This window comes from Pseudomonas sp. SED1 (genome assembly GCF_034044025.1).
In the GTDB taxonomy this organism is placed as follows: Bacteria; Pseudomonadota; Gammaproteobacteria; order Pseudomonadales; family Pseudomonadaceae; genus Aquipseudomonas.
Genome location: NZ_JAXCIS010000045.1, coordinates 1 through 11,619, shown reverse-complemented (window position 1 = coordinate 11,619; position 11,619 = coordinate 1). Strand labels below are relative to the sequence as shown.

General features: G+C 61.6%; 11 protein-coding genes. 7 read left to right on the top strand and 4 right to left on the bottom strand.

Annotated features, from left to right (window positions below; translation table 11 throughout):
- The first annotated feature begins 190 nt into the window (after positions 1–190).
- Together SNL23_RS05815 and SNL23_RS05810 are read left to right on the top strand one after the other, a co-directional pair.
- Positions 191–916, top strand: a complete 726-nt coding sequence (locus tag SNL23_RS05815; RefSeq protein WP_318301824.1) for a response regulator — start codon at positions 191–193, stop codon at positions 914–916.
- Positions 913–2,523 (top strand): ATP-binding protein, encoded by a 1,611-nt coding sequence (locus SNL23_RS05810; RefSeq protein ID WP_318301823.1) that lies wholly within the window; start codon positions 913–915, stop codon positions 2,521–2,523. Before SNL23_RS05815 ends, SNL23_RS05810 begins: the two co-directional genes overlap by 4 nt.
- A 129-nt stretch (positions 2,524–2,652) precedes the next feature.
- Here the strand turns inward: SNL23_RS05810 and SNL23_RS05805 are convergent, their stop codons facing one another.
- Entirely contained in the window at positions 2,653–3,369 is a 717-nt protein-coding gene (locus SNL23_RS05805) for a 4'-phosphopantetheinyl transferase family protein (RefSeq protein ID WP_318301822.1), read from the bottom strand.
- Between the two features lie 179 nt (positions 3,370–3,548).
- Here SNL23_RS05805 and SNL23_RS05800 point away from each other — a divergent pair, with 179 nt between their 5' ends.
- Genes SNL23_RS05800 through SNL23_RS05790 form a run of 3 tightly spaced genes read left to right on the top strand, consistent with a single transcriptional unit; the run spans position 3,549 to position 5,896 of the window.
- Complete coding sequence (locus SNL23_RS05800) at positions 3,549–3,857, top strand: hypothetical protein (RefSeq protein WP_318301821.1); 309 nt, start codon at positions 3,549–3,551, stop codon at positions 3,855–3,857.
- A gap of 18 nt (positions 3,858–3,875) precedes the next feature.
- Entirely contained in the window at positions 3,876–4,553 is a 678-nt protein-coding gene (locus SNL23_RS05795) for a response regulator transcription factor (protein WP_003214228.1), read from the top strand.
- A complete protein-coding gene (locus SNL23_RS05790) occupies positions 4,550–5,896 on the top strand; it encodes an ATP-binding protein (RefSeq protein WP_076015041.1) in 1,347 nt (448 codons plus the stop codon). The genes SNL23_RS05795 and SNL23_RS05790 overlap by 4 nt, the downstream gene beginning before the upstream one ends.
- 129 nt (positions 5,897–6,025) lie before the next feature.
- On the opposite strand, the gene SNL23_RS05785 is transcribed toward SNL23_RS05790, so the two are convergent.
- Positions 6,026–7,024 carry an AraC family transcriptional regulator gene (locus SNL23_RS05785; RefSeq protein WP_076015042.1) on the bottom strand — a complete coding sequence of 333 codons (999 nt, stop codon included), beginning with the start codon at positions 7,022–7,024 and terminating at the stop codon, positions 6,026–6,028.
- A 338-nt stretch (positions 7,025–7,362) separates the two neighbouring features.
- Here SNL23_RS05785 and SNL23_RS05780 point away from each other — a divergent pair, with 338 nt between their 5' ends.
- Positions 7,363–8,697 (top strand): dicarboxylate/amino acid:cation symporter, encoded by a 1,335-nt coding sequence (locus SNL23_RS05780; RefSeq protein ID WP_318301820.1) that lies wholly within the window; start codon positions 7,363–7,365, stop codon positions 8,695–8,697.
- Between the two features lie 206 nt (positions 8,698–8,903).
- The gene (locus tag SNL23_RS05775) at positions 8,904–10,085 is read left to right on the top strand and encodes a CaiB/BaiF CoA transferase family protein (RefSeq protein ID WP_318301819.1); all 1,182 of its coding nucleotides are present in this window, start codon (positions 8,904–8,906) and stop codon (positions 10,083–10,085) included.
- 123 nt (positions 10,086–10,208) lie between these two features.
- Here SNL23_RS05775 and SNL23_RS05770 read toward each other — a convergent pair whose 3' ends face one another.
- Both SNL23_RS05770 and SNL23_RS05765 read right to left on the bottom strand, forming a co-directional pair.
- Positions 10,209–10,703, bottom strand: coding sequence for a SprT family zinc-dependent metalloprotease (locus SNL23_RS05770; protein ID WP_026077778.1), 495 nt, complete (start codon positions 10,701–10,703; stop codon positions 10,209–10,211).
- Positions 10,704–10,831: 128 nt separating this feature from the next.
- Positions 10,832–11,434 (bottom strand): Yip1 family protein, encoded by a 603-nt coding sequence (locus SNL23_RS05765; protein WP_076015045.1) that lies wholly within the window; start codon positions 11,432–11,434, stop codon positions 10,832–10,834.
- Between the last annotated feature and the right edge of the window lie 185 nt (positions 11,435–11,619).

Sequence of the window (11,619 nt, the reverse complement as noted above, 5' to 3'; positions counted from 1 at the left end):
AGAGGGCTGGCTCATGGCTACAATCGCCCCTTGTTTCACGCGATATCTTGTTCGCTCCACATGACAACTGTAGGAGCGGGCTTGCCCGCGAAGGACGTCAACGATAACGCTGGAAACCTGAATAAACGCGGCACCCTTGAGTTTTTCGCGGGCAAGCCCGCTCCTACAATAATGAGAACCGAGGTAACGCATGGAGCATGAAGCCTGGCAGGTATTGATTGTCGAGGACGACGAGCGACTGGCCGAGTTGACCCGTGACTATTTGGAGAGCAACGGCCTGCGCGTCTCGGTGGAGGGCAACGGCGCCCTGGCGGCGGCGCGGATCATCGCCGAACAGCCGGACCTGGTGATCCTCGACCTGATGTTGCCCGGCGAAGACGGCCTGAGCATCTGCCGCAAGGTGCGCGAGGACTACGACGGGGTGATCCTGATGCTGACCGCACGCACCGACGACATGGACCAGGTGCTGGGCCTGGACATGGGCGCCGACGACTACGTGTGCAAACCCGTACGCCCACGCTTGCTGCTGGCGCGCATTCAAGCGCTGCTGCGGCGCAGTGAAAGCGTCGAACCGCCCATCCCCGAAAAACAGCGCCGCCTGCAATTCGGCCCGCTGGTGGTGGACAACGCCCTGCGTGAAGCCTGGCTGCACGACGGCGGCATCGAGCTGACCAGCGCCGAATTCGACCTGTTGTGGCTGCTGGTGGCGAATGCCGGGCGAATCCTGTCCCGGGAAGAAATCTTCACTGCCTTGCGCGGCATTGGCTATGACGGCCAGGACCGCTCCATCGACGTACGCATCTCGCGGATTCGCCCGAAAATCGGCGACGACCCGATCCACCCACGGCTGATCAAGACCATTCGCAGCAAAGGCTACCTGTTCGTCCCCGAAGCTGCCGCTGACCTTACGCCGTGAACTCGATCTTCCTGCGTATCTACGGCGGCATGTGCGCGGCGCTGATTCTGGTGGCGTTGCTCGGTGTGCTGGCCCTGCACCTGCTCAATGAAGTGCGCAGCGGCCAGTACCGAGAGCGCCTGGCCCATGGCACCTTCGCGTTGATGGGCGACAACCTGCAACCCATGAGCGCCATCGAGCGCCGCCGTGCCCTGGCGGTATGGGAACGCTTGCTGGGCATCCCGCTGGAATTGCAGACCGTGGCCGAGGCGCATCTGGACCTGAGCCAGCGCACCCGCCTGCAACGCGGCCAGGTGTTGGTGGAGCAAACCGGCCCCCACGCGGCCAGGGTGCTGCGACTGGTGAGTGATCAGGAGCAACTGCTGCTCACCGGTGAAGTGCAGCAAATCAGCGAACAACTGGCCCGCGCGACCATTTACCTGCTGGCCGATGAACTGGTGCGTTTTCCGGTGGCCGAGCAACCGCAAAAACTCGCCGACCTGAAAGAGGCCAAGGGCTTTGGATTCGAGATGCACCTGGTGATGCTCGACCAGGCTGACATGGACGAAGACCAGCGCCGCCGTGTGTCCGAGGGCGACACAGTGATGGCCCTGGGCAAGGGCGGTGATTCGATCCGGGTGTTTGCCGGCATGGTCGGCACGCCGTGGGTTTTGGAAATCGGCCCGCTGTACCAGATGAACCCGTACCCGCCGCAGTGGTTGATCCTGATCGCGCTGATCAGCCTGACCCTGATCGGCTTGATCGTCTATTTATTGGTGCGCCAACTGGAGCGGCGCTTGAGTGGCCTGGAAGCTGCCGCCACGCGCATCGCCAAGGGCAGCCTCGAAGTACGGGTGCCGGCCCGGGGCGCCGATTCGGTAGGGCGCCTGGCGGCAGCGTTTAATGGCATGGCCGAACACCTGCAACGGCTGCTGGCGATCCAGCGCGAACTGGTGCGCGCGGTATCCCACGAATTGCGCACCCCGGTGGCACGCCTGCGGTTCGGCCTGGAGATGATTGGTGACGCGGCCACGCCTGAGGCGCGGCGCAAGTACATGGAAGGCATGGACAGCGACATCCAGGACCTCGATGGCCTGGTGGACGAAATGCTGACTTATGCGCGACTGGAGCAGGGTTCGCCGGCGCTGAATTTCCAGCGGGTCGACCTTAGCGCGTTGCTCGATCAGGTGATTGATGAGCTGTCGCCGCTGCGCCCGGAAATCAACGTGGCGCGGGGCATCTGCCTGTCTTCTGCCCATTGGGATGATGCGTGGGTCGAGGCCGAGCCGCGTTACCTGCATCGAGCCCTGCAAAACCTGGTGAGCAATGCCATGCGCCACGCCCAGGGGCAGGTGTTGATCAGCTACCAGGTGGGCCAGGTGCGTTGCCGCATCGACGTGGAAGACGACGGCCCGGGCGTGCCGGAAAGTGCCTGGGAGCGGATCTTCACCCCGTTCCTGCGCCTGGACGACAGCCGTACTCGCGCGTCGGGCGGGCACGGGTTGGGGTTATCGATTGTGCGGCGGATCATCTATTGGCACGGCGGCCGGGCGTTGATCAGCAAGAGTAACAACCTGGGCGGCGCGTGCTTCAGCCTGAGTTGGCCAAGGGACCAAAAGAAACCCTGATTCATTGTGGTGAGGGGGCTTGTCCTGTGGTGAGGGGGCTTGTCCCCCGCTGGAGTGCGAAGCGCTCCCGCTTTTTTGGGGCCGCTGCGCAGCCCAACGGGGGACAAGCCCCCTCACCACAGAGATCAATCAGGCCTGGACGGCCACCAGGCTCAACAACTGCCCGTCATCCACCGCAAACTGCGCCTCCAGCTCCTTGCCATGGCACCATTCTGCCGACAGGTCCGTCAGCAACCGCAGCCGCGCATGGCCGGTATCCGACCACTCCAGCAACTCGGCATGCTCAAAATAAAAGCGCTTCTGCACGATCGGGTAGAGCGCCTTGAACAGGCTCTCTTTCGCCGAAAACGTCAGCGTCACCAACTGCGCGATCTGCTCCCGCGGCCCGGCAGCCATGCGCTGCAATTCATCCGGTGTCAGGATTTCCCCCGCCAGGCGTTCCGCGCGCTCCAGTGTCAGCAGGTTCTCCAGGTCCATCCCCAGCCCGCGCCACTGTGCCTTGTGGGCGACGATGGCCGCTGCATGGCCGGTGCTGTGAGTGATCGAACCGCTGATATGCGCGGGCCAGACCGGCGCGCGGTCCTCGCCGATTGCCGGCACGCAATCCAGCCCATCCAGCTGTTGCAAGGCCGCACGGGCACACAGGCGACCGGCCAGAAATTCCGCCTGGCGCTTGGCAACCGAACGCTGGATGCTCGCGGGCGGCGGCACGGCGCTGCGCTGGAAGTCGCCGATGGCCAGCAGGGCCGGGTCAAAACGGGTGCTCAGCAAGACCGTCCCGGGCAAGGCGACGGGCAGCGGCCAATGGGCATCAAGTGGGGTGCAGCAGGCGGGTAGGGAATTCATGCCGGGTATTTTGCCGAGTTGGAGGGCCGCTGGATAGCCTGCGGTAGGGGTTACGTAAGTAACTCTTTACACAGTAGCCGGCCTCGGTTCAGCCCAGGTTCAGAGAGTGTTCAGGGGGAGTTCAGCGGGGGCTGCGTAGTCTGGCCTCGTACCCAAAGCCAAAGTGTATGAGGTAGACCATGACTGCGATCAAGAAGCTGATGTTGGCGTTAACCATGCTCAGCGCCACCGCTGGCGTCCAGGCCTCTGATGCGAGCTTCGCGGGTTTCTCCAAAGAGAAGAGCAAAAAGCCCTACAGCCTTCTTCAGCGGGTGAGCTTCGAGGATGCCGGTGAACAAGCCGCGCCCTGGGGCCATTTCCTGGGCCAGCACACCCCGCAGTCGGACTATCGCGTGGGCAATGAAAACCTGTCAGGTCACTTCAACGGCAGTAAACTGCGCCAGCAAGACCTGCAGGGCCGCTATGATATACCCCAGTTGGAAAGTTGATTTGCCTTGGAGAGCTTTATGAAATTGCTGGTTGTCGAAGATGAGGCGTTGCTGCGTCATCACCTGTTGACCCGTCTGACCGACAGCGGTCACGTGGTCGAGGCCGTCGCCAACGCCGAAGAGGCGCTGTACCAGACCGGGCAATTCAACCACGACCTGGCGATCATCGACTTGGGCCTGCCTGGCATGGGCGGCCTGGACCTGATCCGCCAACTGCGCGCCCAGGCCAAGACATTCCCGATCCTGATCCTGACCGCCCGCGGCAACTGGCAGGACAAGGTCGAAGGCCTGGCCGCCGGTGCCGACGACTACGTAGTCAAGCCGTTCCAGTTCGAAGAGCTGGAAGCTCGGATGAACGCACTGCTGCGCCGCTCCAGCGGTTTCACCCAGTCGACCATCGTCGCCGGGCCCTTGCTGCTGGACCTCAATCGCAAGCAGGCGTCCCTCGACGAACAGCCCCTGGCGCTGACCGCCTACGAATACCGCATCCTCGAATACCTGATGCGTCACCATCAGCAGGTGGTTGCCAAGGACCGCCTGATGGAACAGCTCTACCCCGATGACGACGAGCGCGATCCGAACGTCATCGAAGTGTTGGTAGGCCGCCTGCGCCGCAAGCTGGAAGGCCCGGCGGGGTTCAAGCCGATCGACACCGTGCGCGGTCTGGGCTACCTGTTTAATGAGCGCTGCCGTTGATTCGCTCGTTACGTGTGCGTTTGATGCTCGCGGCCACCACCCTGGCCGTGCTGTTTATGCTGGCCTTGTTGCCCGCCATGCAGGGCGCCTTCAGCCTGGCCCTGCAGGATTCCATCGAGCAGCGCCTGGCGTCGGATGTCACCACGCTGATTTCGGCTGCCCGGGTTGAAAACAATCGCCTGCTGATGCCCGCGCAGTTGCCGGATGAGCGCTTCAACCTCACCGATAGCCGCCTGTTGGGCTACATCTATGACCGCGAAGGCCATCTGGTCTGGCGGTCGCGCGCCACCCAGGAAGAGAACATCAACTACAAGCCGCGCTATGACGGGCGCGGCAACGAGTTTGCGCGGATTCGCGAAGCCAACGGCCAAGAATTTTTTGTCTATGACGTCGAGGTCAAGCTGCTGGGCGGCAAGAGCGCGGCGTTCAGTATTGTCGCCCTGCAACCGGTGCGCGAATACCAACTGACCCTCGAAGGCCTGCGGGAAAACCTCTACCTGGGCTTCGGCGCCGCCTTGCTGGTGCTGCTGACCCTGTTGTGGCTGGGCCTGACCTGGGGCCTGCAAGCGTTGCGCCGGCTGAGCCAGGAACTGGATGAAATCGAAGGCGGCACCCGGGAAAGTCTCAGTGAACAACACCCCCGCGAATTGTTGCGCCTGACCGGCTCCCTGAACCGGTTGCTCCACAGCGAGCGTGAGCAACGCACCCGTTACCGCGATTCCCTGGATGACCTGGCCCACAGCCTGAAAACCCCGTTGGCAGTGCTGCAAGGCGTGAGCGAAGACATGGCCCAGCGCCCCGAAGATCGCGACCAGGCCTGGGTGCTGCAATCGCAGATCGAGCGCATGAGCCAGCAGATCAGCTACCAATTGCAGCGCGCCAGCCTGCGTAAAAGCGGCCTGGTGCGTCACCAGGTGCGCCTGGAGCCGGTACTGCAAAGCCTGTGCGACACGCTGGACAAGGTCTATCGCGATAAAGGCGTGAAGGTCGCCTTCGATTTGCCGGAAGAATGCGACGTGCCGATCGAGAAGGGCGCCTTGCTGGAACTGCTCGGCAACCTGCTGGAAAACGCCTATCGCCTGTGCCTGAGCGAAGTGCGCATCACCTTGCAGGAAAGCCTGGAAGGCACCGAGCTGTGCATCGAAGACGACGGCCCCGGCGTGCCACCGGACCAGCGTGCGCGGATCCTGCAAAGGGGTGAGCGGCTGGACCGCCAGCATCCGGGACAGGGCATCGGCCTGGCGGTGGTCAAGGACATCATCGAAAGCTACAGCGCACGGTTGACCCTTGGGGATTCACCGCTAGGGGGTGCCGCGTTCAAGATTCACTTTCCGGCTGTTTGATCTTTATTGGCTGTGCCGGCCTCTTCGCGAGCAAGCCCGCTCCCACATTTGACCGAGTTCCACCTTGGGAATGCCATCGAATGTGGGAGCGGGCTTGTTCGCGAAGAGGCCAGTCGCATCAATACACACTTAACTTTCTTGTGCTCTATAAGCTCCCGGGGTCAGCCCGGTCCACTTCTTGAACGCCCGATGAAACGCCGACGGTTCGGAAAACCCCAACTGCTCGGCGATCTCCTGCAACGACAAATCCGCCCGCCCCAAATGATAAATCGCAATGTCCCGGCGTAATTCATCCTTGAGCGCCTGAAAGCTCGTGCCTTCCTCCCGCAAATGGCGACGCAGGGTCTGCGGGCTGATATGCAGGTGCTGGGCGACGGTTTCGAGGTCGGGCCACGGCGTGCGGTCGCGGCTCAATAAGCGGCGCAATTGACTGCTCAGGCTGTCGCCCTCATCCGGCCGTGACAGCAGGTCGGCCGGTGAGCGTTCGAGGAAGTGCTTGAGGGTGCGCTCGTCCTGCAACAGCGGCAGGCTCAGGTAGCGGCTGGGAAACACCAGGCTGCTGGTGGGCGCGGCGAACACCTGCGGGCAGGGGAACAGCAAGTCGTACTCACCGGCATGGGCCGGCATCGGGTAACTGAAGGTGGCCTGGTCCAGGCGGATGCGTTGGCCAATCAGCCAACTGCCGAGGCGATGCCAGATCACCAGCAGGCATTCGCTGAGGAAGTGATCCGGGTCCCACAGCTGCGAATCGTCCAGGCTCAAGCGGGCCATTTCCCCTTCGCGTGTCAGACGCCAGCGCGGACCTTGCGGGAATAGGCTATAAAATAATAAGCCGCGTTCCAGAGCCTTCTCGAGGGTGCGGCAGTGAATCAGCGCGTGGCACATCATGGCGAAGGTGCCGCGCTTGCTCGGGCCTTCGGCGAAACCCAGGTATTCGTCATCCAGCGCCAGCCACAGCATCTGCAGCAGCCGGGTAAATTGCTCCGGGGCGATGCGGGCGCGGGGTTCGCTCAGCAGTTCCGGGGTAATGCCCACTTGCTGCAGCAGGCCCGAATAGTCGTAGCCGGCTCGACGAGCACCGCCTAAAGCGGCCCGGGCGTAGTGACTGGCGATGGTACGTTCACGCATGAGGGGCCTCGTCCATTGAGTGGCGGATGTTAGCCATCCTGTGTGAGGGCAACAAGGCGGATATCCGCCAAATTGTAGGACGAGATCGGGAGGTGAGGCGGAAATCCGCCACCTTGCGTAGGCGGTGTCTGAAGCCGAAAACCACCCAAGCGCTGATGTCTAAAGGCCTCCAGGGGATTTCAGTAAAAGTGGCACGCTGCTTGCGATAGAGAGCGCAGGGAGACCGGCCTTGAGCAGGCTCTCAAACAACAAATCCCTCCAGTGCAGGAGGGTTCGCAATTCAAGTGTCGTGGGCAATGGCGGATATTTGCCACACGGGACGATTGAGGAACTTTGCAATGACGACTCGTCAGCCACTGTACAAATCCCTGTATTTCCAGGTGATCGTTGCAATCGTTATCGGTATTTTGCTCGGCCACTTCTACCCGCAGACCGGCGTGGCCCTCAAGCCACTGGGTGACGGCTTTATCAAGCTGATCAAAATGGTCATCGCCCCGATCATCTTCTGCACCGTTGTCAGCGGCATCGCTGGCATGCAAAGCATGAAATCGGTCGGCAAAACCGGTGGCTACGCGCTGCTGTACTTCGAAGTCGTCTCCACCATCGCCCTGCTGATCGGCCTGATTGTGGTCAACGTTGTGCAACCGGGCGCCGGCATGCACATCGACGTGGCTACCCTGGACGCCTCTAAAGTCGCGGCCTACGTGACTGCCGGTGCAGACCAGAGCATCGTTGGCTTCCTGCTGAACGTGATCCCGAACACCATCGTTGGCGCGTTCGCGACCGGTGACATCCTGCAAGTGCTGATGTTCTCGGTGATCTTCGGTTTCGCCCTGCATCGCCTGGGTGCCTACGGCAAGCCGGTGCTGGACTTCATCGATCGCTTCGCCCACGTGATGTTCAACATCATCAACATGATCATGAAGCTCGCGCCACTCGGTGCCCTGGGCGCCATGGCGTTTACCATCGGTGCCTACGGTGTAGGTTCGCTGGTGCAGCTCGGTCAGTTGATGATCTGCTTCTACATCACCTGCATCCTGTTCGTATTGGTCGTGCTGGGTGGCATCTGCCGCGCTCACGGCTTCAGCGTCCTGAAACTGATCCGCTACATCCGTGAAGAGCTGCTGATCGTACTGGGTACTTCCTCGTCCGAATCCGCACTGCCACGCATGCTGATCAAGATGGAACGTCTGGGCGCCAAGAAGTCGGTCGTTGGCCTGGTTATCCCGACTGGCTACTCGTTCAACCTGGACGGTACTTCGATCTACCTGACCATGGCTGCCGTGTTCATCGCCCAGGCGACTGACACCCACATGGACATCACCCACCAGATCACCCTGTTGCTGGTACTGCTGCTGTCCTCCAAGGGCGCTGCTGGCGTGACCGGTAGTGGCTTCATCGTACTGGCCGCTACCCTGTCGGCTGTTGGCCACCTGCCGGTTGCCGGCCTGGCGCTGATCCTGGGTATCGACCGCTTCATGTCCGAAGCCCGCGCACTGACCAACCTGGTGGGCAACGCTGTTGCTACCCTGGTTGTGGCCAAGTGGGTCAAGGAACTGGACGAAGACAAGCTGCAAGTCGAACTGGCTTCCGGTGGTCGCGGTATCTCCGAGACCCGTGAAGAAGACGACCTGGGCGTGGCCGAAGGCCCGGCTCCAACCGCCGTCAAGTAAGGCTGCACCGTGTGTGAAAAACCCATCTTCGGATGGGTTTTTTTTTGATCGTTCCCACGCTCTGCGTGGGAATGCCGCCAGGGACGCTCCGCGTCTCGCTTTACGTTTCCGGGAACATCAGTCACTCCGGATGATGCTTTATGTGATTGCTGCTGACCGCCAGGTTTGCCTACTCTGTGGCCAATCGAATCGGAATCGGAGTAACCATGTTAGCTCCCTTGGCGTCCCTCAAAGTACTGGATTTCTCCACCCTGCTGCCGGGGCCATTCGCCTCGCTACTGCTGGCCGACATGGGCGCCGAGGTATTGCGCATCGAATCTCCCACGCGCATGGACTTGCTGCGGGTATTGCCGCCCCATGACCAAGGCGTGTCGGCCAGCCATGCCTATCTCAACCGCAACAAACGCAGCTTGGCCCTGGACCTCAAGCAAGCCGAGGCGGTGGAGATCGTGCGGCAGTTGGTGGTGGACCATGACATCGTCCTCGAGCAGTTCCGGCCCGGGGTGATGGAGCGCCTGGGCCTGGGTTACGAGGCATTGAAGGCGGTCAACCCGAAGCTGATCTACGTCTCCATCACCGGCTACGGCCAGACCGGCCCCTACAAGGACCGCGCCGGCCATGACATCAACTACCTGGCCCTGGCGGGTGTCGCCAGTTACACCGGGCGCCAGGACAGCGGGCCATTGCCCTTGGGCGTGCAGTTGGCGGATGTGGGCGGCGGCTCGTTACACGCGGTGATCGGCTTGCTGGCGGCGGTGATTGCCCGGCAGCAGAGCGGGGTGGGGCAATACCTCGATGTGAGCATGACCGACTGCGTCTTCAGCCTGAATGCCATGGCCGGCGCGGGTTACCTGGCGTGCGGCGTGGAGCCGGCGTGGGAGAACCAGGTGCTCAATGGTGGCAGCTTCTATGACTATTACCGCTCGCGGGAAGGGCGCTGGTTTTCGGTGGGCAGCCTGGAGCCGGCCTTTATGCAGCAGCTGTGTACGGCCCTTGGGTGCCCCGAGTTGGCGGCGCAAGGCTTGTCGCCCAGACCCGAGCAGCAGAAAGCCCTCAAGCTGGCGTTGCAGGTCGAGTTCGAGAAACGCAGCTTTGATGAGTTGTGTGAGTTGTTTGCCGGGATTGATGCGTGTGTTGAGCCGGTGCTGAATCTGAGCGAGGCGGTTGAACACCCGCAGTTAAAAGCCCGGGAACTGGTCAGCCAGGTGCCGCGTGGCGATGGTTCCAGCCAGGCGCAAATCGCGTGTCCGCTGAAGTTTTCCGAGGGTTTGCCGGCGGCCAGGCATATAGGCGCGGCGGTGGGCGCTCACACGGATGAGGTGTTGGTGGAGTTGGGCTTCAGTGCTCAGCAGATAGACGATTTGCGGCGTGCCAAGGTAGTTCAGTAGCGCCTGGGCCGGCCCCTTCGCGAGCAAGCCCGCTCCCACATTCGACCGAGTTCCATCGTTGGAATGCGATCAAATGTGGGAGCGGGCTTGCTCGCGAAGAGGGCCTTGAAAGCACCACAAACCTCACTCGACGCGGGTTTCCCCGGTAAATACCAAGGTCTGTCGGCACCTGCGGCACAAATACCGCCGCCCCTGGCTCACCAGCCCATGACGCTGTGGCGAAAACGGAAAGTCACTGTCGGCACACGGGCAGCGGTAGATATATCGCGTCACGCGCCGCCGCTGGATTTCATAGGTGTGGCAGCGATCCGGCGGCAGTTCGTAAACCCCGCGCATGATCAACTGCCATTCCTCGCCATGGGGCTGGATGCGCTCGCCGAACAATTGGTGGGCAATCAGGTGCGCCACTTCATGGGCAACCGTCTGTTTAAGGAAGTGTTGGCTGTTTTCACGGTACAACTGCGGGTTGAAGCGCAGCAGGTTCTCGTGCAAATGCGCGACACCGGCCTTCTGGCCCCGCAGCTTGAGGCTGACCTGGGGGCGTTTGAAGCTTCGTTTGAAAAAGGATTCGGCTTGCAGGAAACAATCTTCGACGCGGGTATTGAGTTGCTCGGGCATGCTGTACATATCTCCAGAGACGTCCAGTATGCCGCAAACAACGGTGTATCCGAATCTGTCAGGCGCCGAATGGTCATGCATAACGCACAAAGCCACCTTGCGGTGGCTTTTCCTGCGGGTAAACCGCGTCAGTTGGTGTACATCGGGCCTACGCCCAGCCCCCAGACGATCACGGTAAAGGCCATGATCGCCACCAGCACCACCAGGCCCACGGCCAGCACCGAGCTGGAGAACAGGAAGCCCTCGTCCGGGTGGATGTTCATGAAGGTCGGCAATCCTACGTACAGCAGGTACACCGTGTAGCAAATGGCGGCCGTGCCGACGACCATCCCCAGCCACATGTGCGGGTACAGCGCCGCCAGCCCGCCGACAAACAGCGGTGTTGCGGTATAGGTGGCAAACGCTACGCAGCGGGCCATGCTTGGGTTCGCGTCATAGGTGCGGGCCATCCAGTGAATGAACGCACCCATCACCGCCACGCCGCCGAGCATCGCCGCGTAGGACATGATGGTCATCCATAACGCGCTTTCCACCGTCAGCATCACCGGTGCGCGGCTGCCGATGACCCAACCGACCTGAGTGGTACCGATAAAGGCTGATACAGCGGGGATCGCCGCGAGAATCAGCGTGTGGGTGAGGTACATGTGGCTGATGCTTTCTTCTTTATCGCCACGAATTTCCCGCCATTCCTGATCGGGGTGGGTGAAAAGTCCCACGACGTGATGGATCATGCCAGTCACTCCTGTCGTTATTACCATCGCCCCCCAGTGGAGCGCCCACGGGCCAATTGGCCTGAAAGGTCTGGATATGTGTGCGACCTTATGTCGCAGTATAGGAAGTGATGACCGGAAAAACTGTGGGGCTTTAGAGCAAATTGCGCTGTAAACACTTGGCTTAATCGCGGCGCGGTCTGTTG

Excerpts from the sequence above, each read along its gene's own strand:
- SNL23_RS05815 (WP_318301824.1), top strand. The coding sequence starts at position 191 with ATGGAGCATGAAGCCTGGCAGGTATTGATTGTCGAGGACGACGAGCGA.
- SNL23_RS05805 (WP_318301822.1), bottom strand. The coding sequence starts at position 3,369 with ATGAATTCCCTACCCGCCTGCTGCACCCCACTTGATGCCCATTGGCCG.
- SNL23_RS05800 (WP_318301821.1), top strand. The coding sequence starts at position 3,549 with ATGACTGCGATCAAGAAGCTGATGTTGGCGTTAACCATGCTCAGCGCC.
- SNL23_RS05795 (WP_003214228.1), top strand. The coding sequence starts at position 3,876 with ATGAAATTGCTGGTTGTCGAAGATGAGGCGTTGCTGCGTCATCACCTG.
- SNL23_RS05785 (WP_076015042.1), bottom strand. The coding sequence starts at position 7,024 with ATGCGTGAACGTACCATCGCCAGTCACTACGCCCGGGCCGCTTTAGGC.
- SNL23_RS05780 (WP_318301820.1), top strand. The coding sequence starts at position 7,363 with ATGACGACTCGTCAGCCACTGTACAAATCCCTGTATTTCCAGGTGATC.
- SNL23_RS05775 (WP_318301819.1), top strand. The coding sequence starts at position 8,904 with ATGTTAGCTCCCTTGGCGTCCCTCAAAGTACTGGATTTCTCCACCCTG.
- SNL23_RS05770 (WP_026077778.1), bottom strand. The coding sequence starts at position 10,703 with ATGCCCGAGCAACTCAATACCCGCGTCGAAGATTGTTTCCTGCAAGCC.
- SNL23_RS05765 (WP_076015045.1), bottom strand. The coding sequence starts at position 11,434 with ATGATCCATCACGTCGTGGGACTTTTCACCCACCCCGATCAGGAATGG.